The following is a 26,369-nucleotide window of genomic DNA, read 5'->3' on the forward strand; positions in this document are numbered from 1 at the left end:
GTCTGCTCCGCAGACGCGACGCGGCGGCGCTACGCGCCGCTGTCCCGGCGCAGGCGCCGGGAGGCCGGAACTCCGTTCCGGCACTGCCGGTCCACTCCGTGGCCCGGCAGTACGGGCACGACTCCGCCGAGCCCGGAGGGTCCGGGACGCTCCGCGCCCCGGACCAGGCGGCAGCAAGGAGGGGGAGGGGGTGTGACGGGTATCGGGGGTACCGCTCCCCTCCCCCTTTGGGCTACTGCCCCGGCTTGTCCAGGGCACCCGGATCACTCGGAACTGTCACGCCAACGAGTTCGATGGGCGGGGCTGATTGACGGTGCGTCAACTTCCCGCCCGGGGACCCTGACGGCCCGTCACCCCTGCATCCCCCGGCGCCGGGGGCTGGCCTCCCGGACCGCACACACTCAACCACATCACGCCACCTTCCAACAACCCTGTGCGTCACTTCGCAGTCTCCCGATAGATTTGGGATCGTACTCGGGTCCCCCTACCGACCCCCGTCCCATCGAACCGGCGCCCTCCGGGACCACTCGAATCACTTTCCCTTCCAGCCGTCAGTACGCCGACAAACACGCCCGACGCGCGTGAGAAACGGAGCAGATATGACCCGCATGGAACTCCGCCCGCATCAGATTGAGGCCGTGGATTCAGCGCTCAAAATGCTGTCCGTGCCGCCGGGAGGGGCCATTCCGCCCGAGGGGCTTCGGACTCAGGTTATCGCCGCTACCGGGTCCGGGAAGACGCTCATCGGGACGGAGATTGCCAACCGGCTTTCCGCACGTCGCGTGCTGGTCCTAGTGCCGACGCTGGATCTGCTCACGCAGATGACCCGCGCATGGCGGGCAGGCGGCCGTAAGGGCGCGATGATCGGGGTGTGTTCCCTGCGGGCGGACGAGTCGGACGGAATTCCCTGCACGACCGATCCGGACGAACTCACGGCGTGGGTCAATGGCTTGGAGACCGTGACCGTCTTCGCGACGTACGCCTCGGTGGGGCTCGGAATCCTCCAACACGCCCACGGCGCCGGCCTCCCGGTGTTCGACCTCATGATCATTGATGAGGCGCACCGCACCAGTGGGGATGCGGGGAAGCCGTGGGCGGCCGTGCATGACCAGACGCAGGTGCCGGCGGTGCGGCGGGTGTACATGACCGCCACGGCCCGGATCTGGGAGGCGGAGGGGGACGCCCCGCGACTGGTGGCGAGCATGGACGATGACTCGCCTGTCTTCGGTCCGGTGGCGTACAAGCTGAAGCTGTCGGATGCCATCCGTATGGGCCTGGTAGCGCCGTATCAGGTGCTCGTCATGGACATCCGGGACCCCGACCTGTGGGCGGCGCTCCAGGCCGGGGACGCGGCCTCGGACGCGGTGCGCGGGGCGCGGCTGTCTGCGGTTGCGGCGGGGGTGATGCGGGCCGCGTCGGCGGAAAGATTCCGGCGGCTGTTGTCTTTCCATTCCCGGGTGGAGGATGCTGAAGTTATGGCCCGCACGGTTCCCGGCGTGGCGCTGCGATTGGCCGAGAGCGACCCCGAGGGGTTCCCGCCCGCAGAGCAGGTGTGGGCTGACTGGCTGTACGGCGAGCATCCTCCGGCCCATCGGCGGAAGGTGCTCGATGAATTCGCGTCCGATTTCCTCGGAGAGGACGAATTCTCAGGCCGTGATGTGCTTGCGAAATTGCGGGTTCTTTCCTCGGTTCGTGTGCTCGGTGAAGGCGTGGATACGGCCGAGTGTGACTCGGTTCTTTTCGCGGACGCCCGGGGCTCCATGGTGGACATCGTGCAGATGGTCGGGCGTGCTCTGCGTATGCATCCCGGGCACGGGAAACTGGCCACACTGGTGGTGCCGGTATTCCTCGGGCCGGACGAGGATGAAAACGAAATGCTCACCTCGGATGCGTACGGGACCCTGGCGAAGGTGCTCGGGGCGCTGCGGGCGCACGACACGGACACCGTGGAAGCGCTGGCCGACCCGAGGCCGCGCAGCGGCCCGAAGGGTCACGAACTCCTTGATGGTGAGGGGGAGTTGGCCACGGAGGACCGGGACCAGGACCAGGACGACGAGGATGCGGCGCGGGTGAGTGCGGGAGCCCGGGCTGTGCTGCGGTTCAGCACCGAGCGCGACCCCGCGGCGGTGGCCGCGTTCGTGCGGCTGCGGGTCATCGACCCCGAGCGCTCGTACTGGCGACGCGGCATCCAGGCCGCCCAGCGGTGGCTGCGGGAGACCGGGTCGGACACGTTGTCGGTGCCGGTGGCCTACCGGACCCCGGAGGAGTGGGCAGGGGTCGGCGCTCATCCGTTGGGGGCGTGGTTGGCGGATCAGCGGCGGTACTACGCGGCCGGGACGCTGGAGGCGGAGCGGGTGGCCGAGCTGGAGAAGCTCGGCATGGTGTGGTCGGTCTACACCGAGTGGGAGGGCATGCTCGCGGTCGCCCGCTCCTACGCCGCAGCGCACGGGCACTTCGTCCCGCCGGCCACCGCCGTGTGGGAGGGGCAGCCCATCGGGACGTGGGCGAAGAACCAGCGCCAGGCGGCCCGGAAGGCGGCTGTGAACGCCGTTCGGCGCGCGGCGGGGGAAACGGGCGTGCCCAGCACTGGGGAGCTGCCAGAGAGCCGCAGGGAGGCGCTGGAAGCGATCGACGCGGGGTGGTGTCCGGTGTGGGGGGCGGGGTGGCAGCGGGTCTACCGGTTGTGTCAGGCACACGTCCGGGCGGGGGGCCCGCTCGCCCAGGCAGCGGGGCAGGTCATCGTGCAGGGCGAAGACCTGGGCGCCTGGGTGACGGCGCAGCGCACCGGGTGGGACCGCCTCCTGCCCGCACAGCAGTACCTCCTGGAGTCTCTGGGCCTGGAGCCCGCCCCGGCGGGGGTCGAGGCGGCGCGGCCGGTGGGCCGGCGGGAGCAGGCGCGGGCGGTGAACCTGGCCGCCGCCCGGCAGTTCTACGAACGGGAGGGACACCTGCGGGTGCCGCGGAAGGCGGTGGAGGTGCTGCCGGACGGGACGGAGATCAAGCTCGGTGCCGTCGTCGACAACACCCGCCGCCGGGCGGACAAGCTGTCCGATGAGCAGCGTGCGGAGTGGACCGCTCTCGGCATGCGCTGGTAGCGATCGGGCACGAGACGAAGAGGGTCGGTCACCACCTGGTGGTGACCGACCCTCTTTCTCGTGTCCCCGGCCGGTCATGCGGGGGCGGTGCGCGCCAGGACGTCCGCCACGTCATCGGCGGCGCGGAGCAGCAGGGCGGTCTGTTCGGGGTTGGAGTCGGCGGCTTCCCGGCCGGCGTAGAAGCTGAGGAGGGGCAGCACACGCTGGAGCGCGGCCCGCAGGTCTGCGATGTGCTGCTCACCGGCAGCGGTGGGGGCGGGTGGAACGTCCATGATCGGGTCTCCTGTCGGTCGGTGCGGGCTGCACCCCTAGACTCCGGTGGGTGAGCCAACAGACACGCAACGTACCGCAGTTGATCGCTCAGCCGACCGCGTTCCCGGTCGCCGGCGCCTTGATGGCGGCGGTCGCTCTCTCCCCCTACGGCGGCGCCGGGCAGGCCGAGATCGATGCCTTCCCGCAGTACGCCTCCCTCACCCCGCTCACCGGGCAGGCTCCTGCGGACGGGGGGCCGTGGCACTTCTGGCAGGACCAGGCCGGCGCCGTGGTCCTGGCGCTCAACAAGCCGGACGAGGACGGGGCGGTACACGTCGTCATGGAGCTGCCCGAGCCCCCGGCCCTGTGGTGGGATCTCGCCCGGCAGCGCGCGCAGATGGCGGTGGTCTGGTTCCCCCACCTGCGCCACCCCACCGGCCCCGAAATGGAAGCCGCGCTGAACGCGCGGGCCGGGTGGATGACCTCCGCCCGCCGCGTGCCGCCCGTGGACCTGCTGTAGCTGCCCGCACGCCGAAGGGGGGCCGGTCACCACCTGGCGGTGACCGGCCCCCCTTCGGCGTGCCCACGGGTCAGACACCGAGCAAGCGCCCGGCTTCCGCGATCAGGTGCTCGTCGGCGGACAGGGACGCCTCCCGCGCCGCACACAGCCTCTCGGTGCTGTCGGCACCCCGCAGGGCGTAGGAGGCGCGTGCAGCGGCGTCCGCGGCGGGGCGCAGGGCGGGGGCCAGGACCGCGAGACGGACGGCGGGAGCGGAGATGGCGGCGGCCGGCGGCTCGGAGTCGCGTAACGCGGTGCGGGCCTGCCTGCCGGACAGCAGTCCGGACAGCAGCGCACCGGCGAGCGTTCCGGCGATGGCGAGACGGTAGCGATCACGGCGGGTGCCTCCAGGGATGTGCGCGGTGCGGACCGCGGGGCTTTGCGCCTTGGACCTCTCCTTATGACGGAGAGATGACCAGGATCGACTGGGCGTAAAGTGGGTCATAGACGGCATTCTCGGCTGTCTGGCTTTTCTGTTGCCTCACGCGCCTCGGTGCGGACAGCCAGTGGGTGACGGCTGATGGTTTTCGGCGCACGGGTGAGGAGGCTCCCTCGTGACAACCATGATGCTTCCCGACGGTTACACGAAGGCCGAATGGCAGCCGATCGTCCGCAAGGGCCGGAAGCTGGTCAAAGGGCACTCCAGTTTCCACTTCGCTCTGGGCGACCTCGTGATCGAGGCACTCGCCGGACATCCCCGGGGCCATGGTGAAGTGGCCCAGGTCATCGAGATCCTCGGACACCAGATCGGCATCCCGGCGATCACCCTTCGGCACTACTACCAGATCGCGATGCAGTGGCCGGAGGCCAAACGGCGGTCGGACGTCTGCTGGACCGTTCACGAGCGGCTGGCCTATGTCCGCAGCCGCTACGTCCTGATCAAGAAGGACCCGTACGACCCGATCTCGAAAGAGAACCACTGGACGGTGAACGAGGCGGAGAAGGTCGCCAACCGGAACTTCGATACTCCGAGCAACAAGGAAGAGCGGCTCGCCAGAACCCGGCGGCTCCTGCACAGCGACGAAGACGCGGCTGAAGTCGTCAAGGAGGCGATCACCCGGCCTGAAGTCCGACGCCGTGTCGTCGCCGACCAGCGGGCGCGGCACCTGATCCGGGAGGCTCAGTACGAGCACTGGCGGCAGGTCGACCGTGAGACTGAGGCTGAGGCCGAACTCGCTCCGGCCGAGGACGCCGCGGAGATCGAGGAAGTCGCCGAGGAGACGTCGGCCCCGGTGGTCGGCAAGGAGGCGCCCCTGGAGATCCTGCGACTGATCGGGGCCTTCGCATCGTTCTTCGTCTCCCTGCAGCGGATCATCCCCGAGATCCATGCACAGGACTACAACGAGGACACAAAGGCGGCGGTGATCGACAACGTCACGAAGGCGCGGATGCTCCTGGACTGGTGCGAGAGCGCCATCACGACCGGCCGCACCGACATGGACAAGGCACTGGCCAAGCTGCTGGACAACGACGAAGGCAAGTAGGAGGCACAGCGGCAGAACACCGGCAGACGGCACACGAAAACGACGGTCCGTGGAATCGACTGGCTGATGCGGCGGGCTCCGATGGGGAGAGCCCGGGCCGCAGACACCGGTTCGGGCAGGCGTGATCCGTGGTCGTCACATCCGCAGGAAGGAGCGGTCCCTCTTCCAGTCGGCAGACAAGCGGGGGGAGGACGGTGAGCAGTTATGGTCACGCAGCGCCGCCAAGCGGCGCACGACACCGGAGAGGACATCTGGAACCGGGTCGCCCAAGCGGGCGAGGACGGTCTTCCGCGTGCGGAGGCCATGGGCCGTAACACTCCGGCCCAGTTCGAGTACGGCAAAACCTGGATCCGCGACCACCAGTGCGCGAACAAGAAAACCGGATTCGTGCTCGTACACGGCCGCTACATCGCGACGAACAACGTCGACATGAGCAAGCTGTACGCGTCCCTGAGACTGCACAGCCTCGAAAAGCAGGCCACCCGCATCTACAAGTGCTGCCTGGCACATCTGCCGCCAGAGGCGCAGAACGACCTGGCTGTCATGCTGCTGATGAAGACCTGCAACGACATCCTCGCCGCGCTGAAGTTCCTCGAGGACGCAGGCTTCTCGCCCCGTGCAGCAGCAGAAGCCGCCGAGATCAAACCCAAGGCGTCTACGGCATCGGGAAGGGGCCGCAAGACACCGGGCGCCCCAGGAAGGCGCTGACCCCCGAAGGAGACGAACCGGGCCGCCCCACGGGAAGGGTGGGGCGACCCGGCCCGCACACCGAGCCTGACTGCGCACGCCACCTCATGCAACCGCTGCCAGACCCTTCGGCGCGCGCCACGGTGGTACACGCCGGCCCTGCCCGACCGCAGCGGCCCGGTCCGGCTGCATACGGTGGTGGCCATGTCGACGCCTCCTGATCCGGCTGTGCCCGGCCCCGTGCCGGTGTGGGTCGTGCTGCCTGCCGACCCGGTGCTGGGGCTTCCCGAGCAGGAGATCAGGGCGCGGCTGTGGAGGCGGCGGCAGACTGCGACCGGCTGGGTGTTCCTCGTCGGCCTGCCGTCGTACGAGGGCAGTGAGGACGGCACGGTGCGGGCGGCGGAGTACCGGGTGTGGGTCCGGGCCCCGGAGCATGTGCGGCCGGTCGACGGCGTCGACTACAACCAGGTCCCCACCGACCGGCTGGAAGCGCCCGCGCCGCCATCCGCCGTGCGCGAGATTCTCGGAGAGCGCCGGCCGTCCGGCTGGGTCGTGCAGAAGGCCCGTGTCAGGCGCGGCCCCGGCCGGCGCGTCCTGCACGCCCCCGACTGCACCGAGGCGCCGCAGGATGCGCCGGTCCTGGACCTGGAGCGCGCCCTGGACGTCGCGGAGAACCCCGCAACGACCCTCTGCACCCTGTGCGGGGCCGCCCAGGAGATCACGCCGGTACTGCGCGGATTCGACCACACCGGAGACGAGACGGACCCTCCCGGCACGTAGGCCGGGCCCTGGCTCGGATCCGGGGCGACGGTCACGACTCCTTGGGCCAGGCCGTCACCACGGCGCCCGTGGTCTCGCCGACCAGGGCGACGCGGGCCTGGGGCAAACTGCCGTACTCGCCCACCCAGACGGTGAACTTCCGTCGCGCGGTCTCCTCGCTCGCCCACCAGCCATGCGCGGCCGGGCGGCCCCCGGTGGTCAGGGTGAGGTGGAAACGCTGGTCAGACACGCCCCCAGGATGACAGACCGGCTCCATGCTGCGCGCTCCCCGCCTCCCCGCCCCCCAGCGGGATCCGCTCCACCAGCTCCCAGGTGATCGTCTTCCCACCGGCGGACGCGGTGGCGCTCGTGGTGGCGGTCACGTCGACCAGATCCACCGCGGTGACCCACAGCGGGGCGTGCCCGGGACGGACGCGGCGCAGGAGTCGCTGGGCCTGGTCGGAGTCGGCCTCCCCGTGGGCGTAGGCGGTGGTGAGGTGGGGCACGCCGAACGGATACTGGCAGGCATCCTCCCCCAGCACGGCGCGGGTCGCGCTGCGCGCGATCCGGTGGAGAGCGCTCAGGTCCTCGTCAGGGTGGAGGTCAGCGATCACACCGGAGGGGTAGGACAGCAGACTGCCCACCATCACCGGGAACGGCGGCACCCCCGCGAGGCGGCGGGCTACCCCACGGACCAGGCGGCCCCGCTGGACAGTGGAAACGCGGTCGGCGGAGCGGCTGATCTGGTCGACGGTGATGTGCACCCATTCCGGCTCGACCGGAGTCAGCGGGAAGCCGGCATCCCGCAGCACCTGACGGGAGTCGGAGAGCAGCCGCGCCAGCGGCTGATGACGGGGGTCGTCCCAGTCCACGGTGACGTACCAGTGAAGCAGCGTGCCGGTCTCTGCCTGCCAGGGGGCGGTGCCCTGCTGGAACTGGAAGGGCTTCATGCCCGCAACGTAGCTCCCCGGACCTCAACGGCACGGCTGGGCAGGCCGCTTCAGCATCCGGGGCGGCCGTGTAGCGTCCGGGCATGACTCGTACCCGCACGGTCCGCCTGCCCTCCGATGTACCCCCCTCCGCCGTCACAGTCGACGGCGTGCAGCACCATGTGCAGGAGGAGAACGACGGCAGCACCGTGGTGGAGTTCGTCGGCGTCCTGCGCGTGCACGGCCGCCCCGTCCTCTCCCCCGGCCAGCTCCTGGAACTGTGGGAGGGCCGGGCGCACCTTGAGTACGAGGTGGCCGAGGCCACCTTGCGGCCCCAGGACGCCATGCCGGTGAGCGACAAAGCCCGGCTGGGCGCCTACGCGGTAGGCGCCGACATCGCACGTAAGGTCCGCGGCCTGGGCCATGGGGACGACAAGGTCCCGGCAGTGCTGGAAGAGATGCGCACCCAGTTCGCCGCGCAGGGAGCCACGGCCACAGCCGTGGGGCGCGCTGCCACCCAGGAGACAGACACCGTCCTCCAGCAGATGATCGCCTCCTGGCGGCAGGCCGTCGCCTGGGAGTGGATCAGCGACACCTGATGCCGACTCTGCACGGGGAAGTTCCCAGCGAGCGAGCGGGCTGCGTGTAAGCGGGAGGTCCCCTGGGGTGTCAGAAGTGTCCCGGCCGGGACACTTTCGAGTGTTCCTCGCCGGCCCCCTCCCGTCTTCGTGAAAGAGTGATGGCCGCTGTGCCGCAGTAGCCACTCCCGATGAGCGGTGAACCCATGCGGCTGGCGCTCCGCAGTACCCGATGCGTCACGGCGCCGGGGAAACACACGGAAGGGAACACAGCGTGGCAGAGGTCCGCGTCCAATTCGCCCAGAAGGGCGGGGTCGGCAAGACCTTGATCGGGATGAACCTTGCCGCCCTGAACGCGCAGGCGTACGGCCGGGACGAGAACGGGGACGCGCAGGTAGCCGTCGCCGTCTGGGACCCCCAGTCGGACGCACTGTGGTGGGCCAACCGTATGGCCGACCAGCCATTCGACGTCATCAACATCGCCCACGATATGGAGGCGATCAACGATCTCAAGCACTGGCCGTACCGCTACGTGTACGTCGACACACCGGGCTTTATCCCGCTGAAGCCGGAACAGATTGAGGCCGGCATGGATCCGCTGTCCGAGGAGCCGCTAGGCGACATGCTCCGCGCCATCCTGGACCAGGCAACGCATGTCGTCGTGCCTATGACCACGGAGCCACAGTCGTTCAACGCCACATGGCGCACCATCGAGTTGGTACTCAAGCCGTACGGCAAGGACTTCACGGTCGTCATCAACAACTGGCCGCCCCAAGAGGGTGAGATCTACGTAGAGGACACGCGGTCCTTCTGCGCGGACAACGGATGGCCGGTCGCCAAGACAGTGATCCGCCGGTACCGGGTCCACACCAACGCGTCAGCCAACGGTCAGGTCTGCACTCAGTACAAGACCAATCAGGTGGCACTTCAGGCCCGCTCGGACTTCATGGCACTAGCGAATGAGCTGTCCCTGCACAGCACCGACCGGCTCCAGGACGAGCTGGCACAGCTACGCGCCCAGATCGCTGCGAAGACTCCGAAGCAGAAGTCGGCGAAGGATGAGGTGACGGCGTAATGGCACTGAACGTAAGTGCCCGGGATGTCGGCCACAGCAGTACCGCTCAGGGGCGGTCGAAGCAGCCCGGGAAGACGGCGGCGGTTCCTGCTCCGGACAAGCTGCTCTTCCAACTGCCGCAGCAGGTGCGCACCAATCTTGATGCACCGCTCCCCGATGAGACCTCCGACCCCGAGGCCATCCTCCAGGCGTGTGCGCTGCGGATTGACGCAGCTCTGACAGTTCAGAAGGCCATAGAGCACTACGGCAACGAGACCTTGTTCCGATACGCGGGGCCGGCGGTCCGGCTGGTTCACCGGTCTAAGTCGTGGCAGCACGAGATGGACCCGGCCACGAACAAGCCGTTCCGAGGCTTCAACCCGTGGTGCCGACGCATGGGCATCTCCAAGAGCCAGTCCTACCGCATGGTCAACGAAGAGCCGGTCGCCGACGCTCTGCGCTCCCTCAATCCGGGCCCGCTGACCACCGAGCAGGTGGACGTACTGGCACCCGTACTACGGCAGCACGATGCAGCGCACTGCCGGAACGTGTGGGAAACCGCGAAGAAGATGGGGGGGACGGATCGCAAAACCCTTGCCAAGGCGCGTGACGCCTTGGCATTGGCTGTCGCGGAAGAGAAGGACGACGACGGTCAAGAGCCTCGCAAGGGGAACACTGAGCGCCCGGTGATCGTCCGCTTCCAGGCGGGCCGGTACGACCGTGAGTCGGTGCGCGCCGCAGTGCGCACCGACCCTCAGCTTGCACGGGTGCTGGCGCTGGACATCTTGGATGAGCTGAAGCAGTTGGAGGGCGCAACGCAGACAGAAGACGCCTGACACACGTCGAAAGTGTCCCGGCCGGGACACTTCTGACAGCCCGGGAAGTGTCCCGGCCGGGACACTTTGACGCTCCGACCCTGCCCCGGGCAGAGACGGAAGAGCGCAAGATCGTTGTTGGACAATTGGGCAAGAATGATCTTGAGTCGGGGGTAGAAGCAAAAAGCGGCCCTTGCCACCCGGATTGAAGCCGGGTGGCAAGGGCCGCTGCGTTTTCTCGACGATCAGGGGTGAGATCAGGCGTGCTCGTCGTCCTCCCGCCGTTTGGGCTGGAGGTCTGACGCGAAGCGGCCCAGGCGGGCCTCGGCGGGGTGCGCGGTGAGCCAGTTCTCGGCGCATGTCTTGTGGACGGGCTCCCCGTGGTGGGAGCGCATCGCCGTGGGACGGCCGCACAGCACGCAGGGCCGTTCCTGCCGGTGGTCGAAGTGGTGGGCGTCGCGCCAGTCGAGCAGGGCGCCGGGAGCCGGTATGAGTCCGGGCTCGAACAGGGGCTGTTTCCTGCGGCGGGTGCTGGTCACGGCCGGAAGCCGGGCAGTTGCTGGAACACCTGCTGGAGCAGGTCCGGGGTCGGCTTCCACGGGCCGAGCTGCCCTGCGGCAGGGACGGGCAGCGGCAGCTCCTGGACGTCCTGGAGGACGAGGTGCCAGGCGCCTGCGTGTGCCCACTCGGAGCAGGGCGGGGCACCGTCGGGGTCCTGGTGGCAGTCGGTGATCCGGGCGATGCCGACCACTGCGCCGGTGACCAGCTGGCGGTCGCGGATCGTGCGGCCGATGAGCGGGAGGCGCAGGGCGGGCCGGTCGATGGTCTTGCTTGTGTGCAGCAGCACCCAGCCGGTCCGCCACCGTGCGGGCCGGTTCTCAATGGTTTTGGCGCCGGCGAGGATGCAGGCCGCGTACGGCTGCCTGATGCTGATTCCGCGGATCCAGTCGCCCGTGGGCAGGGTTGCAGTGTTCATGCGGCTCGCTCCCGGAGGGCCGTGCCGGGGCGTCCGGCGCGGCGGTCGTTGACGGACGGGACCGCGGTGTGCGCGGTGGTGGCGAGGCGGGCGCGGCCGGTGTGCTTGCCGTCGTACAGGGCGGCATCGGCGGCCCGCTGGAGGAGGGTGAGGTCGCGGGTGCCGATCACGTCCGGGGTGGCGGCCCCGACCGACGCGGCCACGTCGATGGAGCGGCCGTCATCGAGGACGACCGGGGCGTGGAGCATCTGCACCAGGTGCGCGAGGCGCTGTTCGCGGCTGCTGGCGGGCAGCTCCAGGGCCACGGAGAACTCGTCGCCGCCGAGGCGGCCGACTGCGGCGTGCGGGCCTGCCCACACGGTGAGCCGCGCGCCGAACGCAGCGAGCACGGCATCCCCGGCTGCATGGCCGGCGCTGTCGTTGATCTGCTTGAACCGGTCGGCGTCGACCATGACCACGGCTGTCTCGTCGTGGCGGCCCAGGAGCCGGCGGGCCCTGGCGGTGTAGGCGTCGCGGCGCAGGAGGCCGGTGAGCGGGTCGCGGTGGGCGGCTTCCAGTCGGCGGCGCAGGCGGACGTCGTCGGCGAGGACGGCCAGGGCGAGGGGGAGTGCGGTGGCGGCGATGACGAGGGTCCGCGGCGGCTGACGTAAGAGGGCGGAAGAGGGCATGATGGGGGTTCCGTTCTCGCCCGTGCGGGCGGAATGAGAGAGGCGCACCCCGAGCTGTGCAGGCGTGGGGGTGCGCCTCTTGCTGTGTGGGTGCCTGCCGCCGGGCGGTGCCGGGTGGTCAGGCATGCTGGAAGTGCTCCCGGCCTCGTGATGGGGACGGGAGCGGCCCGGGATGGTCGACCTCTGCCGATGCTGCGGCCGTCCCGGGCCTGCCTGTCTTCGGCCGCTCAGCGCCGGGCCGGGGCGGGGACCGTGGTCCTCCCGGCGGGGGCGTGCCGGTGGTGGTCGCCATCGCCGTGGACGGTGCAGCAGGTGTCGGGGTGCGGGCGGGTGGCGGTGTAGGCGGTCAGCAGGTCGGTTACGGAGTGGACGGGCTGCCATGCGGGGGCGGTGCACGCGTCGTCGTACGGGCAGGGGACCAGCAGGTCGAGGACACCGGCGTGCAGGCCGAGGATCATCCGGTCAGCGCCGAGGCGGATCTCACCGATCCGGTGGCCGCCGGGGAACGAGGGAGTGTCGCGCCACTGCCACAGCGGCAGCAGCTCCTCTCCCAGGACGCGGCGGATCAGTGCCTCCCCCGGGTCGTCGTCCCAGCCCGACTCGCGGCGGCGGGTGTCGGCGGCCCGCTTCAGCAGCAGCTCCAGGCGGCGGACGCTGTCCGCGAACACGACGTGGTCGAAACCCTCGTCGTGCAGCCGCGGGAAGGCGGCGACGGCCTCGGCGTGCTGGCGCCGCACGACGTCCTCGGGCACGGCCCGTTCCGCCCTGCGGCCGGTCTGACGCTGCACGCACACCTCGGCCAGGGTGGGGACCACGAACGCGACGGCAGGTACACCGTGGCGGCGGGCCGTCTGCACGAGCCGGGCCCTGACGCGCTCCTCGGTGTGGGTCGCGTCGATGACGGTCGTCTTCTTCCGGGCGAGGCGGGCCTCCAGCACGGTGTGCAGGGCGGTGACCGCGTCGGCGGTGGCGCCCTGGTCCCCCGCGCAGTCCGAGACGAGCGCCCGGAAGTGGTCGAGTTCCAGGACCTGCGCAGGCGGCCAGGTGCGCGCCCAGGTCGATTTGCCGCTCCCGGCCGCGCCGATCAGGAGGATCAGCGACGGGTCGGGAAACGTCGTGTCGAGCGACTGCGCGACGCCAAAAGCGGGGGTCTCGGGCACGGTTGCGTGCATGCTGGGATCTGCTCCTTCTTCTGTCGGATTGCGCTCTGGTGGCGGAAGGGGTGGCACCGGGACGGCCGGGTTCCTACGCCGACGGCCGTCCCGGGTGCCCTGTCCGCCCCGGCTCGTCAGGCCGGCGGGGCGGCGCGAGCGGTCAGCTCGCGGATCTCGGTGAGGACCTACGCCGCCTCAGCGGCCGGGGAGTCGAGGCCGGTGCCGCGGAGCGCGTCCAGGACGTACGCGTCGAGGCGGCCGTGGTGCTGGGCGGCGACCGCATGGCCGGTGGCACGGCCGTAGGCGTAGCTGTACGCCCACATGCTGGCGTCGGTGTCGGCGAGGGCCTGGTCGACGGCGCGGCGCGCGAGATGCTCGATCCAGGTCTGCGCGGCCGACTCGCAGCGGGCGTGCGATGTCGTGAAGGCCACCGACTCCGCCCACCGTCCGCCGCCGCAGGCGCGGCCGCCGCACTGCGCCCAGTTCCACTCACGCTGGCGCATGCCCTCCGGGTCGGCGTCCCAGTCCGCAGCCCAGCGCACGGCCTGCTCGGGGATCTGATGCTGGACGACGTCCAGGACGTCGCGGCCGGCGGCACCGAGCGCGCGGTGGGCGTCGGTCTCCTCCAGAACGCGGGTCCGGTGGGAGAGCAGCCGGTAGGGGTAGTGGCGCTGCCCCCAGTTGCCGGTCTCGCCCAGCGGCTGGACGATCCACAGCCGCACGGGCCAGGTGACGGGCCAGATGCCGGTGTCCTCCAGCGCCTCACCGGCGCGCTTGACCATGCGGAAGTACGAGAAGTCGCTCTCGTCGAACCACTTGTTGCGGCAGGGGTTGGGGTGGTCGACGACCTGGCCGATGTTGTCGGCGAGGTTCACCGGGGTGCCGGCGTGCCGGGACATCTCGATGATGCCGTCGGCGGGGGTGGCGATGTACCAGGTGACAGGCTTGCGGGCCATGCGGTCCTCCACGAAGGGTGTTGGCGGCCGGGGCCGCTCGATAACCGGGTGTTGGTCGGGGGCGACGGCTCCTTGTCTGTCGTCAGGCCAGCGGTGCGGCGAGGGCGGCCAGGGCGAGCAGGGCGAGGGCGGCCAGCGTGCAGTCGACCGCGCGGCGCAGCCGGGCGAACTTGGCCAGGGCGATGCGGGACAGGACCCGGATGCGGGCGGCGCGGGTGTCGCCGGTCATGCAGGCGCGGATCCCGTGCTCGTCAAGTTGGGCCCAGTACGGGAACGAGGCGCGGTCGTGTCCGCCGAGGCGAGGGCGGACGACCAGGAGCAGCAGCACAGTGGCAGAGCCGAGCGCGGCGACGGCCAGGGCGCCGAGGACCACGGTGGGCGTCGGCAGGTGGCGGTCGGCAAGGGAGGCGAGTCCGGCGAGGACGGCGCCGTCAAAAGCCAGGAGTAAGGAGGCTTTGCCGTCGGTGCGGCCGATCTCCGTGGTGACGGCGGCCAGGGCGTCCGCGAGGTTCGTGTCGGCGGTCGTGGTGTGCGGGGCGGTGGGGGTGGACACGTGGTCTCTCCTGTCTGGTCAGGCCGCCAGATCACGGGCGGGCAGGGTGACGTAGGTGGTGGGGTCGGCGGGCGTGCCGTCGTGGCACTCCAGGCAGGTGCCAAGGGTTTTGAGGGGGAGGGCGTGGAAGTAGCGTCGGCGGCAGGGGCCGGGGCATGTCTGCCTGGCGGCCATGGCCCGGTCGAGCGCGGCCTCTTTCGCGAGCGTCATCGGGAGCTTCGGCTTGGCCAGGTCGATCCGGTACAGCCACGCGAAGCGGCGGCCGCCGCGGCATTCAATCCGGGCGACGGGCTCCTGGCCACCGGGCCGCAGACCCATCGCGCGCAGCTGGCGGCGCGTCGCCAGGTTCGTGTAGCCCGCCTGCCTCCAGCGCAGGACCGGGAGGGAGCCGTCGCCGGGATCGTGGGGGTCGACGTCGACCAGGTCCTGCTCCTGGTCGTCCATCACCGGCCCCAGATGCCGGGCAGCGGGCCGGGGCGCTGCGGGCGGGGCCGGCCGATCCGGCGGCGCGGACGGGGGATGAGCACGGGCGGTACCTCCGGACGTCGTGGCAGCGCCGCGCCTCCGCCGTCCAAGGTGGTCGGCCGGGGGCGCGGCGGGGTCGGGTGGTCAGGCGGCGCGGTGCGGGGCCGTGTGGGGGCCGGGGGTGGCCGGGGCCGGGGTGCTGTGGCCCGGGCGCGGGTGCTGCGGCTGGTCGGGGACGCTGTGCAGGTGGGTCCCTGCCAGGTAGCCGAGCAACAGTCCGCTGACGCCGTAGACCTTGTGCCGGTTGGCCTGCCACCAGGTGGGCGGGGTCGGCTCCGTCAGCACGCCTATCACGGCCACGAGATCTCTCCATTCGGTAGAGCGGAAGGGGGGTGGTGCGTAGGCCGGTCGGCCTGTCCGGTCCTTGCACCCCCCCTGCGCCGGGGCGGGGAGGTGCAAGGGCCAGACGGAGCGACCGGAAGGGCTTTGCGGGGCGGACACGCCGATGGCCCGCCCCCCAGTCCTTCGGGGGCGGGCCATCGGCGGATGTCGGAGTGAGGCGGGGTCAGAGGTCGGACGGCAGGCGCCTTCCGGTCTCTGCGTCGTAGGCCTCTCCGGTGGGGGAGAGGCGAACAGTCCGGGAGGTGGCCCGGGAGCCGTCCTTCCAGGTCTTCCCGCCAACCGCTATCCGCACGGTCACATCCGCCAGCGGATCCTCAATCGGCAGCTCGATCTCAGGGTCCTTGGGGAACCAGCCGTCTTGCTGCACGCTGCTGGCGCTCTTCCCTGACCCGTCGAGCCGCAAGAACTTGGCGTTGCGGTCGAAGTAGCTGCGGAGCTGCACAATCACGCGGTCTCTGTCGGTGTTCCACTGCGCGACAACGTCCGCTTGGACGCCGTCGACGGTGAGCGCCGCGCCGGAACGGCCCTTGTACGCCTCTGCCTTGGCTTTGCGGTCCTGGGTGTGGTGCTCGTCCTGGACGGACTGCCACACGCAGGCCACCGCGATGGAGACGGCCGCGAGCGCGGCGACGTAGCGCCAGGTCCGCCGCCGCTGCGCCCTGGGCTGCTCGGCCTCGGGCGCCGGGGCCGGCGGGGTTGGCGGGGCGGCGGGCGGCTGGGGGGTGTGCTGCCATGCCGGGGACGTGTGGTCGCCGGTCGTCTCGTACCACTCTTTGCCCATGCGGGCGACGGTAGCGCGCAGGTGGGCGGCCTGGTCGGGACTCCCGGACAGTTCCGCCACACGGGCCCGGGTCGACAGCCACTGTGCGGCCTGGTCCGAGTTGATGCCGTGGGCGTTGATGTCCTCGCGCTCCCCGATGGCGGCGAGTTGGGCCGCCTCGTCGTAGCGGCCGGCCATCGCGGCCTGGAGCACGTCCTGGTGGCGGGGGTCGATGTCGACGACGTTGGGAGGCAGGTCCCAGTCCCAGTCGCCCTCGCTCGTGTCCGGCCCGTCCGGCGCCGGTACGCCGGCGGCGGCCGGGGGCGCCAGCAGGAAGTCGGACAGGTGCGCCCAGTCGGTGGTGTCCTCGGCCGCGTCCTCCAGGTCGTGCGTGTCCTCGTCGTCCTCCTGCTCGACCGCGAGGACCTGCTGCGCCTTGCGGCGCCGGGCGGACGTGTCGGTCACGGCTACCTCGTCCTCGGTGAGGACGGTCTCGATGATGTCGACGTAGTCGGGGCCGACCTTCCACACCGCCTGTCCCGGCTCCAGGGTCGGGATCCGCTCGATGGCCCAGGAGGGCAGTCCGAGGAGCGCGCCGACGATGGCCGCCTCTTCCGGGCCCAGGCGTCCGACGTGGGCGACCTCGCACAGCCGCGCCAGGTCCTGCGCCTTGCCGTCCCCGAGGTCGGACAGCGTGTGCATCACGACGTCCAGAGACAGACCCGCCTTCCGGCTGTTCTTCAGCAGCCGCTGGATCAGTTCTGCCGTGGCGGGGGACAGCAGGATCTGCCATGCCTCCTCGAGCACCAGGTGCCGGTGCACGGCGGTGGACTGCGGCAGCCAGACATGCTCTGCCCAGCACGACACCGCGGCCATCAGCGCCGGAATCGCGGGCGAGTTGCGATCCAGCTCGGTGAAGTCGAAGGAGAGCATGGGCAGATCGGTGGGCGGCAGACTGGCGTCCTGGCCGTCGAACAGGCCGCGCAGCGAGCCCTCGGTGTAGCGGGACAGTGCGATCGCTACGCCCTCGCCCCACTCGGTCAGCCTTTCCACCGGCCACCGGCCGGCCTCGGGGAGCACCAGCGCGTCGACCAGTCCGTTCAGTGACGTCGCCTTGGGGTGGTTCAGGGCGTGCTGCAGGGCGTGGGTGGCCTGGGGGGTGAGCGCGGCAGGCTCCACGGCAGCGATCAGCGAGCGCACCAACTGCTCGCGGACCTCGGGCGGAAACAGCGAGGAGCACGGGTTGAGCGTGAACTGACCGGCCTTGATGACCTTCCCGCCCACGGACCGGGTCAGGGGCGCCCACTCCCCCGCGTTGTCCTCACCGAAGGAGTCGACGACGACCGTCTGGTGGCCATGGTCGAGGATTTCGCGGTGCTGGCGGACCTTGGCCGTGGTGGACTTGCCCGAGCCGAGCCCGCCCAGGGCCAGGGAGTTGGTCGAGGGCAGGAACGCGGCCGGGGCCAGGACGGGCGAGAGGTGGAAGGGACGGCCGTCGAGGAGGGACCGGCCGATGGGGATGCCGGGGAATCGGGTGTCGGATGCGACGAGAGGGGCGGTGATCGCGGCGTGGTTGGAGGGCAGGCGGATCAAAGGATCGCCCCTTTCCGGGTGGTGGCTCCGTGCGGGGTGGTCATCACGTGGGCGCGGTGCTGCTGGCCCGTGAGCCAGTCGAGCTGGATGCGGTGCCGGTCGGCGGTCAGGACCATCTGCCAGCGGGCCTCGGTGACGGCCTCGGGGCTGTCGCCCCACACCGTGAGGTAGGCGTCGACGTCCACGAGCGTGGCGCCCTGGACGAGCGCGCCGTGCGCGGTGCTGCTGGCGATGTCGTGCGCCTCGGCCTTGACCTTGTCAGTGATGAAGGCCTCGGACGCGGCGCGCTGCCACTTGGCGGAGCGGCGGGACTGGCCCGGCGGCAGCGGCCGGTACAGCACCGCCAGGGAGCGGTCCGTGCCGTGGCCGAGGAGGAGGCGGGGCATGAGGTCCCCGCCGGTCTCCTCGGGCCATCCGGTGATCCGCGCGGTGGCCGCGTGGGTGCCGTCCTCCAGGGCGACCCAGCCGGGGCCGCGGCCGGTCACGGCCCGCACCGGACCGGGCTCCACCGGCGTCAGGGACCCGAGGCCGGCGAACTCGGCGCCCAGCGTGTCCAGGATCCGGTCGGGATCGCCCACCAGGTTCTTCGGGACGTGCACCGCGATGGACTGCATGTGAGTGGTGTGCTCACCGGCCATGGCGTGGTGGGCGACGTGCACCTGAATGCCCGCGCTGCGCGCCTGGGTCCCGGCGAACGTCAGCGCGCGGGAGAACGCGTCGTGCCAGGCCGCCCGGCGGTGGGCGTCCTGCATGGTGCCGTGCTCGGGATACAGCGCCCAGGTCGAGGTCGCGCCCGGCGCCGTGGTCATGGCGGCCGGGGCGGTGCGCTCGGTCAGGTGCCGGTATCCGACCGTCGCCCACCGGGTGATCGAGCGCGGCCCGGGGGCGACGTTGAGCAGGGCTGCGGTCGCGCCGACCGCGCCGAACGTCCACGCCGGCGGCGGGGTGAGCGCCGCGGACATCAGGAGGGCGCCCCCGATCCCGGCATTCACTTTCGTCGCCAGGGTCTCGACGCGGCTGAGTCCACGCTGCACGGCCGGGACACGGTAGCCGGGAGTCAGGGAGTACATGGCAGTTCCTCCTGAAGAAATGGAGGCCGGGCCGCACCGGCTGTCCGGTACGGCCCGGCGGGGGATGTTCGTCCGGCGGCCCGGCGCCCAGGCGGGCACCGGGGCCGGGCTGGTTACGGGTTGCTGGGGCGGTTGGGTCCGGGCGCCGGCTGCTGGGTCCGCGTCTGCGGCCGGCCGTTCGGCGCCTGGGGCCGGGGCTGCGACACCTGGGGCCGGACGGCGGCCCGTACCTGCTTGCGCACCTGCGTAATCCGCGCGTTGCGCTCGGCCCGGTTGATCTCATCGCGCCGGGCACTGGCGACGGCGGACTCGGTGGTCAGCCGTCCGGGCCGCGGAGTCTGCTTGACGCCGTAGGCGGCCCACAGGACTCCGCGGTCCTGGGACATGGCGCGCCCGGGGGTGGCCACCGTCCGGGGCACCCGCGGGGTGGACTCCTGCTCGTAGAAGTCCGGTGCACCGGCCCGCGCCAGCGACCGCGCCAGCGGGTTGGTGGTCTTGCGCTCCACCACCGTCCGGGCGTAGCCGGCCACCCGGGGCCCGAAGTACGGCACCCCGTGGAAAATCATCCGCAGCATGAGGACGTCAGCGGCGACCAGCAGCGCGCCGTCCATGACCAAGGACCCCTTGGCCAGCTCCACGAACGGAGTGACCAGCAGCAGCGCGAACGGGGCGAACATCAGGCCCAGCAGCCGCTGCGCCCACATCTTGACCCCCGTCATGTCGCCCCCGCGTGCCAGCGACGCCAGCACGAGAGGGGCGAGGCAGACGAACGCGAGGATCCCGAGCTGCCTGGTCATGAAGACCAGCGCGGCGAACGCGAGAGCCACCACCAGCGCCGAGATGATCAGCAGCGATCCCAGCGGCCCCGCATCCCCCGCGTGCTCCAAGTCGTGACGGATGACCTGGAAGAGGGTCGACTCGTTGCTGTCGAACGCGGCCGTGAACGCGCCGCTCACTGCCCGGTTCAGCAACATCACGACCCCCGGGACGGACGCCATACCGGCCACGGCCGCCAGCGTCCATCCGGTGGAGGCGCCCATCTGCTTCAGCCGCGGCGTGCCCTGCCAGGCGGTCAGGGCACACACGACGACCACACACACGAAGATGGCGACCGCCAGATGCTGCCCCAGCCACAGGAACTGCTGGTACACCCAGTTGTCGGCCGTCTTCGGCGCCATCGTGTTCCTCGGCGCCACCAGCCCTTTGAGTGTCGCAATCAGGCTGTCCGCGAGTTGCTTGACGTGCTCGGAGGCGCCGCCGACGGGGCTGCCGTCCCCGGAGGAGGGCGGCCCGCCGCCGTCGAACCGCTTCTCGCAGTACGCCTTGGCCTGGCCCTTGATCCCGTCGCACGGGTCGTTGTCCGGCACGGCGTCAGCCCTTGGCGTTCGTCACGGTGGAGAACAGCGTGTCCCCGTACAGCGCCAGGACCACCGCGACGAACAGGGTCCCCACCGCCGTGGTGCCCTTGCGCAGCGCGCCCTTGGGGTCGTTGTGCAGGGTGAACAGCATCCGCACCGCGATGATCGCGACGACGGCGGCGATCCCCTTGGTGACCAGACCGCCGGCCGTCAGCCCGATGGTGTCGAAGAAGTCCTTGAAGCCGCCGGACATGTCGGTGCCCTTGGCGAAGGTGAAGAACTTGGACATGGTCAGATCTCCTTGCTGTGGGTGGGAACGGGACGGGCGACGCCGTAAAGGTCGGGCATCATGTCCATGGGGTCGTAGCGGACTTGTGTTCCGGGCCGGGGAGCGTCGATGATCCATCCGCCCCCGACGTACATTCCGACGTGATGAATTCCTGCGGCACTGTCGCCGTAGAAAACGAGATCCCCGGGCCGCATCTCGCCCGGCTTCAGCGGTTCGGATGCCGCGTACTGCTCGGCCGCCGTGCGGGGCAGGGAGATCCCGGCCCGCGCGTAGGCGTAGAGCATGAGTCCGGAGCAGTCGAATCCAGCGATCTGTGATCCCGAGAATCCGCGCGGTGAGCAGCAGACTCCCGTACTGGGGCCGCTGGCGTTTCCGCCGCCCCACGAATACGGCTTGCCGATCATTTCCTTTGCCGCACCGAGGGCGGCCGTGGCCTGCTGGGTGGTCGTTTGCTTCCCGCCGCCGGTCGGCTTTCCGGCGAGCGCGTTGATCGATTTCACGTAGTTCTGGGTCTCGGCGTACGGCGGGACGCCACCGTATTTCTGGACGGCGTCGCTTCCCGCGTTGTACGCGGCGAGCATGTTGCTCTGCTTGTTCCCGGGAACGTTCTTCACGTCTTTGGCTATGTCGCACAGGTACTTGGCCGCCGACGGGATCGCGTCCTCGGGATCCCACACGTCGCGTTTACCGTCGCCGTTGCCGTCGATTCCGTGATGTTCCCAGGTGGAGGGCATGAACTGCCCGATTCCCTCCGCGCCGACCGGCGACCGGGCCTGCGGATTGAATCCGGATTCCTGCGTGAGGAGCGCGGCGAGCAGGTTCGGCGTGACTTCCGGGCAGGTATTTCCTGCCTGCTCAACCAGGCTCTTGTACGCGGCGGGGACGGACAGGGTGAGTGCCGTCCCCAGCGGGGAGCCGGCGGTGCCGGCCTGTAAGAGCGCGCCGACGACGACGGCCGCGGTCGCTCCTACGCCGATGGTGACTGCTGCGGTGGTGCGCAACGACTTTCCTCCTTCCAGGGGTTCTGGCTGTTTGTGCTGTTCAGGACCGTCACCCGTGACCGCACCCGGACCGTCACCCGCCGCGCCGCCACCGTCACCCTGGACTGCCGGGTGACGGTGCGGGTGCGGTCTGGGTGCGGTGCCGGGTGACGGTCACGAACCGGACATAGCGGCTGCCGTGAGGTCAGCGAGGCGGTAGCCGCGCACACCCTTCGCGCCCCTCTGCGACGGAACCCCGAGCAGCTTGGAGAGCTGTTTCCCGGCCTCTGTCGCATCCTCTTCAGTGATTTCGAGAGCAGGGGCCAGCTCGGAGGTGGCAATGAACTCCACACCCTTGCTGCGCATCAGATCGATTGCCTTTTTGAGTGGCGATCCGGGGACCTTTTCGAGCGTCTTCTGCTGACGGTCGTAGACCTCGTCGACGACCTCCCAGATGAACTCGTCCGGGAAGTTGAATCCTCGGATGAGGGTGGAGACACCGTGCGCGAAGAGGACCCCCTGCCCCTTGATGTCGGAATCGAGCAGCGCCGGGTTGATGGGGGCGACAGTGTCGAAATACGTGTCACCGAGTGCGACTTTCGCGGTTCCTTCCGATGCCACGTACAGGCACATCCGGTAAAGGAACTGGTCGCGGACCATGACGGGAATCGCGTTCTGAGACGGTCGCTGCGTCAGCATCACCGTGGAAATTCCCGACTCCAGGGCCTTGGAGACCAGGGAGCGCGCCTTTTCCGCAACTGCCCGAGCCCGCTCCTTCCCGGCGGGTGTCCCGTCATCGGTGAAGAAGTCTGCTGCCTCATCGACGATGAAGAACACCGGAACGAATTTCGGGGCGGGCTGCCGGTTCCGGATTGCTTCCTTGAGTTTCGCGTAACGGCGTTTCACTCGGGCGTTCAGCTCATCGAGCATGCTCTCCATGACGGCCGGATCGTCGGACGCCTCGTAGCGGACGGCGATCTTTTCGAATCTGGTGAGCCCGCACTCTTTTCCATCGAGCAGATACAGCTCGAATTCACCGTACGCGAGCAGCAGGCACGTGATGAGCCCGTTGATGAGGGTCGTTTTCCCCATCTGGGTCATGCCGCCGACCAGCAGGGACGCTTTGTCGAACGTCGAGACGCCGACAAGTTCCCCGATGACGTCGTGTCCGAACGGGACTCCGTCGAACGTCGCGATTTCCCGCCGGGTGGGCGGGGCGAACGGGCGGGTGAACGGCGGCTCGTCGAGCACCAGGAGCTGCACGCGGCGCTCGTTCACCCGGCTGCGCTCCAGCTTGGTGTGCAGCCGGGTGACTCCGAAAATGCCCGCCACGGTGCCCAGTCGCTTCTCGACGTCGGCATACGTACGGCCCTTGGGGACCAAGAAGTCGTAGCGCTTGCCGTTACGGACCTGAGTGACCGTGACCTCATCGTCCCGGATCACCTGATCCCTGCCGATCGCACCGGCCGTGGTGAGCGCCGCGGTCAGCTCCGGGTGCACCTGCACGGTCTGGCCGCTCTCCGCGGCCTCCGTGCCCGCTTCCGCGCCCGGCTGCACCTGGTCCGCGGGCGCGCCGGCCGCCGCCTCCTGCTTCGTCACAGCGGCAACAGACGCGGTCTTCGCCTCGCCCGCCCACACCCGTGCGGCGCCCGTACGGAGCTTCAAGGCCAGGAATCCCAGCAGGACCAGGACTCCGGCCGTGAGCAGCACGGTGGCGGGCCAGGACAAGCCCAACTTGTCCTTGATGGCGGCCAGGATGCCGAAGACCACGGCCAGGCCGCCGATGGCGCCTGCTGCCTGCCCGTAGGTGTCCTCGCCCTGCTGGTGGTGTTTTCGCTTCGTCACTCCCCCTCCTTCCTCGTTCCGGGCACGCGGGCGGGACACCCGTGTGCCGGTGGTCAGTTGGCGTGTGCGGGTGCTCACCGGGTCTGCTCCCTGGATCTGCAACCTGGTGATCGCTCACCAGGTCACTCACCAGCTCACTCACCGGGTCTGCACCGTCGACCGCGTTTCCGGCAGTCGCAGCAAGGGCCAGCCCGCAGGTGGCGGGCTGGCCCTCACTGGTGGTGCCGGACGTCACTCAGGCGTCCGCGTCCTCCGACTCCTCCTCGCTGTCGGCCTCCTCGGACGCCTCACCGGCCCCCTCGTTGGTCATCACCGTGGCGAAGGCGTGCCTGATCCGCTCCTCGCTGCCGATGAAGCCCGCGCGGCGGTAGGCGTCGCGGGCCTTGCGGTAGGACAGCGGCGGATCGTCGCTGTAGCGCAGGCGCCGCAGCACGACGGCCATCTGGTCATCGCTCAGCGGCTGGTCGGGCTGGGGGACCGGGACACCGGCCACGGCCGCCAGTTCCGCGAGCATGACGGACGGCACGGCCGGGCGTGCCGGTGTGCCGCCCCCCGGCACACCCGGCGTGCCGGACGGTGTGCCGGATCCGTACGTCAGGGCGCTGACCTGCGTGCCGAGAGTGTGACGGCCGGACTCGGCCGTGCCGGGCAGGGCGGGCGCGGTGGGCGTCCACTGCCCCAGTTCCGGCAGGCGGATCGCTGCCACCGACTCGGGCAGCGCCATCTCCGCGATGGTCTGCGCGGTGGCCTCGGCCTGCCCGTGCAGCTCCTCGGTCATGGTCTGCTGCGCCCTCAAAACCGCCTTGCGGTAAGCGGTCTCCGCCTTGGCGACCTGCCCGTCCAGGGTCCGGGCCAGCTCCAGCAGCTCGATGCGGTGCGCGGCCTCGGCCTCCATCTCCTCCAGACGGTCCGCGACCTCCTGGCGCTTGGCGTCCAGTCGCTTCCGCGTGCTCGCAGACACCTGCCGCCCGAGGGAGGGCAGCGCGATCCACCACGCCGTCTTCGTCGCCACGATGGCGATCGGGGTGAGGACCACCGCCAGGTCGAACCTGCCGCCAGTCCCGGACAGGATCAGGTCGGTGGTGGGGATGGCCGCGTTTACCGCGGTGAGCGCGAGGCCCGCCCACTGGACGCGCCGGGCACGCCGGCGGTGGTTGCCCGCCAGGATCTCGGTGGCCTGGAAGACGACCCACAGGGCATCCAGCGCGCCGACCGTGGGCACCGCCCAGCCGCCGAAGCGGGGCTCCAGGATCTGGTAGCTGACGGCCACCGACAGGACGGCCACCCCGAGGGTGACCACTCCCAGGATGGCGAGCACCGCCCTCCGCGGGGACGGCGGCCACCTCTTGCTGTCGTCGTTCTTACGCACGTTGTCCTCCTGCCGTGTTCTTCGGGTTCGGGGGTCGGGTCAGCCGGTGATGCCGGACAGGCGGGACACCTTGGCCAGGTGGGCCTCCTGCTCCTCGATCAAGCGGCGCACCTTGTCGGCCAGGCCGTCGCGGAAGCAGCCGCCGAAGCCGTCGCCGACGTGCCAGTCCTTGGCCTCGGGGTAGCCCGCCTTCGCCAGGGCCTGGTCCGGGCCCAGGTCGGCGTACAGGTGCTCGTAGTGGACCTGGGCGATGTCCACCGCCCGCTCGTCGAACGCGGCGGCAGCGGCCAGCGCCCGCTCCTGGGCGTCGACCAGACGGGAGATCGCAGAGGGCCACTCCGCCGCGGCCTGCGGGGCGCGCAGGTAGGCGTAGGCCGACTCCAGGGCCTTCGCCTCCCGCTCGTAGGCCCACCAGCGGGCGGGGGCGTCCTTGACGACCCGGCGCAGGGCGACCACGTAAGCGGCGCCCTTCCACTCCTCGCGCGCCTGACTGAACAGGTCAGCCAGGATGGTTCGGGCCGCCGTCCGCAACCGGTGCTCGACCGCGTCCTCCGACTCCAGCACGTAGGTCAGCCGCGGGTCGCCGTAGGAGGAGGCGGGCTCGACCGGCTCGTCCTCACAGCCGGTGAACGGCACGAACTCGAAGCGCAGCCCCCACCCCAAGGGACCGATCTCGATCTTCTTCAGATACGGCGGCAGATACGGCTGGAGCCGGGCGAAGACCTCACCCGTCTCGTCGGGCGTCAGCGTGAACGTGCTACCGGACATGTCGTCTCCTCGACGGGGTGCAGGGGCGCTCGGACGCGGCACGGCGGGGCCGTCCGTGGCGGCGGTCAGTTCCTTGCGCGGCAGTCCGGACTCGTCCAGAGGCGCGCGTAACGGGATCGTGTGGGCCATGGGGCCTCCCAACAGGCAGACGGAGCACGGCTGTCCGGCTCCCCTGGACCACGCCCGTACCGGCCGCCGCCGTGGGAGCGGGGCCGGGACGGGCGGGTCAGGCAACCGACAGAGGTGGCGGCGGGGAGGTTCAGTAGGCGCCCTGGATTTGCTCGGCCGCAATCTGCATGTTCTCGGTGACGAACCGGAGGTGATCGTCCGGCGTGCACTGCGATCGCTCGCAGGTCACGGCCTCGCGGATCACCTCTGCGGCCAGTTGCACGGGCTCTGGGGCATCGATCATCGGGACCCTCCTGCATGGTGTTCAGCGCCCCGGGCGCTGGTCGGTCCGGGCTGTCCGGCTCCCCTGGACCGCGCCCGTACCGGCCGCCGCGCGAGGGCGGGGCCGGGACGGGCGGGTCAGGCAACCGACAGAGGTGGCGGTGTCGGCTGAGCGGGATGGCTCAGCGGCGGCGCTGGTCGCGCTGGCGCTTCAGGTAGGCGTCCTGAAGCCGGGCGAAGCGCTCGTAGACCCGCTGCCCGTCAGGGCAGCGGGTGGCGGCGGTGCAGGTGGTGCAGGCGTCGCTGTGCGCCTGGTTGGCGCGGTGCGCGGCCATGTAGCGCTGGTAGAGGTCGTCAGGCACGAGATCGTCTTTCGTGGTGCCGGCGGGTGGGGTGGTGAAGATCGGTCACCCGGTGGCCCGCTTCCCAGGCTGCTGCGGCGGCCAGCGCGGCGGCCGTGAGCAGCAGTCGGGTCAGCGGGTGGGCGGGGCCGATGACGGACGCGGCCCGCGCGGCGCGGTGCTGTGCTGCGCGGGCCGCGTGTATGAGGTGCGGCATCCG

General features: G+C 70.5%; 31 protein-coding genes. 8 read left to right on the forward strand and 23 right to left on the reverse strand.

The genetic code is table 11. From position 1 onward, the window contains the following. The first annotated feature begins 599 nt into the window (after window positions 1-599). Entirely contained in the window at window positions 600-3,095 is a 2,496-nt protein-coding gene (locus ACFC02_RS27320; RefSeq protein ID WP_376362509.1) for a Helicase associated domain protein, read from the forward strand. 74 nt (window positions 3,096-3,169) lie between these two features. Here ACFC02_RS27320 and ACFC02_RS27325 read toward each other — a convergent pair whose 3' ends face one another. Then, on the reverse strand, window positions 3,170-3,367 hold the full coding sequence (locus tag ACFC02_RS27325; protein ID WP_376362512.1) for a hypothetical protein: 198 nt from the start codon (window positions 3,365-3,367) through the stop codon (window positions 3,170-3,172). Window positions 3,368-3,417: 50 nt separating this feature from the next. On the opposite strand from ACFC02_RS27325, the gene ACFC02_RS27330 reads away from it, so the two are divergent. Continuing rightward, window positions 3,418-3,867: a hypothetical protein gene (locus tag ACFC02_RS27330; RefSeq protein ID WP_376362515.1), complete on the forward strand. Its 450-nt coding sequence runs from the start codon at window positions 3,418-3,420 to the stop codon at window positions 3,865-3,867. A 70-nt stretch (window positions 3,868-3,937) separates the two neighbouring features. On the opposite strand, the gene ACFC02_RS27335 is transcribed toward ACFC02_RS27330, so the two are convergent. Next, window positions 3,938-4,351, reverse strand: a complete 414-nt coding sequence (locus tag ACFC02_RS27335) for a hypothetical protein (RefSeq protein WP_376362518.1) — start codon at window positions 4,349-4,351, stop codon at window positions 3,938-3,940. 118 nt (window positions 4,352-4,469) lie between these two features. Here ACFC02_RS27335 and ACFC02_RS27340 point away from each other — a divergent pair, with 118 nt between their 5' ends. The 3 genes from ACFC02_RS27340 to ACFC02_RS27350 all read left to right on the forward strand — a co-directional run bounded on the left by ACFC02_RS27340 (window position 4,470) and on the right by ACFC02_RS27350 (window position 6,857). Then, entirely contained in the window at window positions 4,470-5,390 is a 921-nt protein-coding gene (locus ACFC02_RS27340; protein ID WP_376362624.1) for a DUF6192 family protein, read from the forward strand. Window positions 5,391-5,594: 204 nt separating this feature from the next. After that, window positions 5,595-6,098, forward strand: a complete 504-nt coding sequence (locus ACFC02_RS27345; RefSeq protein ID WP_376362521.1) for a hypothetical protein — start codon at window positions 5,595-5,597, stop codon at window positions 6,096-6,098. 183 nt (window positions 6,099-6,281) lie between these two features. Beyond that, window positions 6,282-6,857, forward strand: coding sequence for a DUF6233 domain-containing protein (locus ACFC02_RS27350; RefSeq protein ID WP_376362524.1), 576 nt, complete (start codon window positions 6,282-6,284; stop codon window positions 6,855-6,857). A 31-nt stretch (window positions 6,858-6,888) separates the two neighbouring features. On the opposite strand, the gene ACFC02_RS27355 is transcribed toward ACFC02_RS27350, so the two are convergent. Together ACFC02_RS27355 and ACFC02_RS27360 are read right to left on the reverse strand one after the other, a co-directional pair. Further along, window positions 6,889-7,086, reverse strand: coding sequence for a hypothetical protein (locus ACFC02_RS27355; protein ID WP_376362527.1), 198 nt, complete (start codon window positions 7,084-7,086; stop codon window positions 6,889-6,891). Next, the gene (locus ACFC02_RS27360) at window positions 7,079-7,786 is read right to left on the reverse strand and encodes a 2'-5' RNA ligase family protein (RefSeq protein ID WP_376362530.1); all 708 of its coding nucleotides are present in this window, start codon (window positions 7,784-7,786) and stop codon (window positions 7,079-7,081) included. The genes ACFC02_RS27355 and ACFC02_RS27360 overlap by 8 nt, the downstream gene beginning before the upstream one ends. 83 nt (window positions 7,787-7,869) lie before the next feature. On the opposite strand from ACFC02_RS27360, the gene ACFC02_RS27365 reads away from it, so the two are divergent. From ACFC02_RS27365 to ACFC02_RS27375, 3 genes are all read left to right on the forward strand, one after another. Beyond that, entirely contained in the window at window positions 7,870-8,364 is a 495-nt protein-coding gene (locus ACFC02_RS27365) for a hypothetical protein (RefSeq protein WP_376362532.1), read from the forward strand. A gap of 253 nt (window positions 8,365-8,617) precedes the next feature. Then, window positions 8,618-9,418 (forward strand): ParA family protein, encoded by an 801-nt coding sequence (locus tag ACFC02_RS27370; RefSeq protein ID WP_376362535.1) that lies wholly within the window; start codon window positions 8,618-8,620, stop codon window positions 9,416-9,418. Next, complete coding sequence (locus ACFC02_RS27375; protein WP_376362538.1) at window positions 9,418-10,233, forward strand: hypothetical protein; 816 nt, start codon at window positions 9,418-9,420, stop codon at window positions 10,231-10,233. The genes ACFC02_RS27370 and ACFC02_RS27375 overlap by 1 nt, the downstream gene beginning before the upstream one ends. A gap of 236 nt (window positions 10,234-10,469) precedes the next feature. Here ACFC02_RS27375 and ACFC02_RS27380 read toward each other — a convergent pair whose 3' ends face one another. The 19 genes from ACFC02_RS27380 to ACFC02_RS27470 all read right to left on the reverse strand — a co-directional run bounded on the left by ACFC02_RS27380 (window position 10,470) and on the right by ACFC02_RS27470 (window position 26,366). Next, a complete protein-coding gene (locus tag ACFC02_RS27380; protein ID WP_376362541.1) occupies window positions 10,470-10,751 on the reverse strand; it encodes a hypothetical protein in 282 nt (93 codons plus the stop codon). After that, on the reverse strand, window positions 10,748-11,188 hold the full coding sequence (locus ACFC02_RS27385; RefSeq protein WP_376362544.1) for a hypothetical protein: 441 nt from the start codon (window positions 11,186-11,188) through the stop codon (window positions 10,748-10,750). Before ACFC02_RS27385 ends, ACFC02_RS27380 begins: the two co-directional genes overlap by 4 nt. Further along, window positions 11,185-11,856 carry a GGDEF domain-containing protein gene (locus ACFC02_RS27390; protein WP_376362546.1) on the reverse strand — a complete coding sequence of 224 codons (672 nt, stop codon included), beginning with the start codon at window positions 11,854-11,856 and terminating at the stop codon, window positions 11,185-11,187. The genes ACFC02_RS27385 and ACFC02_RS27390 overlap by 4 nt, the downstream gene beginning before the upstream one ends. Before the next feature lie 227 nt (window positions 11,857-12,083). Next, window positions 12,084-13,028 carry an AAA family ATPase gene (locus tag ACFC02_RS27395; RefSeq protein WP_376362549.1) on the reverse strand — a complete coding sequence of 315 codons (945 nt, stop codon included), beginning with the start codon at window positions 13,026-13,028 and terminating at the stop codon, window positions 12,084-12,086. 167 nt (window positions 13,029-13,195) lie between these two features. Next, the gene (locus ACFC02_RS27400; protein ID WP_376362551.1) at window positions 13,196-13,966 is read right to left on the reverse strand and encodes a hypothetical protein; all 771 of its coding nucleotides are present in this window, start codon (window positions 13,964-13,966) and stop codon (window positions 13,196-13,198) included. A gap of 82 nt (window positions 13,967-14,048) precedes the next feature. Next, window positions 14,049-14,519, reverse strand: a complete 471-nt coding sequence (locus tag ACFC02_RS27405) for a Pycsar system effector family protein (RefSeq protein ID WP_376362554.1) — start codon at window positions 14,517-14,519, stop codon at window positions 14,049-14,051. A gap of 18 nt (window positions 14,520-14,537) precedes the next feature. Continuing rightward, entirely contained in the window at window positions 14,538-14,963 is a 426-nt protein-coding gene (locus tag ACFC02_RS27410) for an RRQRL motif-containing zinc-binding protein (RefSeq protein ID WP_376362556.1), read from the reverse strand. A gap of 165 nt (window positions 14,964-15,128) precedes the next feature. Continuing rightward, the gene (locus ACFC02_RS27415; RefSeq protein WP_376362559.1) at window positions 15,129-15,344 is read right to left on the reverse strand and encodes a hypothetical protein; all 216 of its coding nucleotides are present in this window, start codon (window positions 15,342-15,344) and stop codon (window positions 15,129-15,131) included. A 205-nt stretch (window positions 15,345-15,549) separates the two neighbouring features. Then, window positions 15,550-17,739 carry a hypothetical protein gene (locus tag ACFC02_RS27420; protein WP_376362562.1) on the reverse strand — a complete coding sequence of 730 codons (2,190 nt, stop codon included), beginning with the start codon at window positions 17,737-17,739 and terminating at the stop codon, window positions 15,550-15,552. Next, window positions 17,736-18,809: a hypothetical protein gene (locus ACFC02_RS27425; protein ID WP_376362565.1), complete on the reverse strand. Its 1,074-nt coding sequence runs from the start codon at window positions 18,807-18,809 to the stop codon at window positions 17,736-17,738. Before ACFC02_RS27425 ends, ACFC02_RS27420 begins: the two co-directional genes overlap by 4 nt. A gap of 113 nt (window positions 18,810-18,922) precedes the next feature. Beyond that, window positions 18,923-20,176, reverse strand: a complete 1,254-nt coding sequence (locus ACFC02_RS27430; protein WP_376362568.1) for a hypothetical protein — start codon at window positions 20,174-20,176, stop codon at window positions 18,923-18,925. Window positions 20,177-20,180: 4 nt separating this feature from the next. After that, window positions 20,181-20,456: a hypothetical protein gene (locus tag ACFC02_RS27435; protein ID WP_376362571.1), complete on the reverse strand. Its 276-nt coding sequence runs from the start codon at window positions 20,454-20,456 to the stop codon at window positions 20,181-20,183. A 2-nt stretch (window positions 20,457-20,458) separates the two neighbouring features. Next, entirely contained in the window at window positions 20,459-21,457 is a 999-nt protein-coding gene (locus ACFC02_RS27440) for an NlpC/P60 family protein (protein WP_376362574.1), read from the reverse strand. 153 nt (window positions 21,458-21,610) lie between these two features. Further along, the gene (locus ACFC02_RS27445) at window positions 21,611-23,281 is read right to left on the reverse strand and encodes an FtsK/SpoIIIE domain-containing protein (protein ID WP_376362577.1); all 1,671 of its coding nucleotides are present in this window, start codon (window positions 23,279-23,281) and stop codon (window positions 21,611-21,613) included. 235 nt (window positions 23,282-23,516) lie between these two features. Continuing rightward, window positions 23,517-24,650, reverse strand: coding sequence for a hypothetical protein (locus ACFC02_RS27450; RefSeq protein WP_376362580.1), 1,134 nt, complete (start codon window positions 24,648-24,650; stop codon window positions 23,517-23,519). Between the two features lie 39 nt (window positions 24,651-24,689). Continuing rightward, window positions 24,690-25,418 carry a hypothetical protein gene (locus tag ACFC02_RS27455; protein WP_376362583.1) on the reverse strand — a complete coding sequence of 243 codons (729 nt, stop codon included), beginning with the start codon at window positions 25,416-25,418 and terminating at the stop codon, window positions 24,690-24,692. A gap of 259 nt (window positions 25,419-25,677) precedes the next feature. Then, a complete protein-coding gene (locus tag ACFC02_RS27460; RefSeq protein ID WP_376362585.1) occupies window positions 25,678-25,830 on the reverse strand; it encodes a hypothetical protein in 153 nt (50 codons plus the stop codon). A gap of 160 nt (window positions 25,831-25,990) precedes the next feature. Then, window positions 25,991-26,170: a hypothetical protein gene (locus ACFC02_RS27465; RefSeq protein ID WP_376362588.1), complete on the reverse strand. Its 180-nt coding sequence runs from the start codon at window positions 26,168-26,170 to the stop codon at window positions 25,991-25,993. Further along, window positions 26,163-26,366 carry a hypothetical protein gene (locus ACFC02_RS27470; protein ID WP_376362591.1) on the reverse strand — a complete coding sequence of 68 codons (204 nt, stop codon included), beginning with the start codon at window positions 26,364-26,366 and terminating at the stop codon, window positions 26,163-26,165. Before ACFC02_RS27470 ends, ACFC02_RS27465 begins: the two co-directional genes overlap by 8 nt. Window positions 26,367-26,369: the final 3 nt, after the last annotated feature.

This window comes from Streptomyces sp. NPDC056160 (assembly GCF_042268205.1).
In the GTDB taxonomy this organism is placed as follows: Bacteria; Actinomycetota; Actinomycetes; order Streptomycetales; family Streptomycetaceae; genus Streptomyces.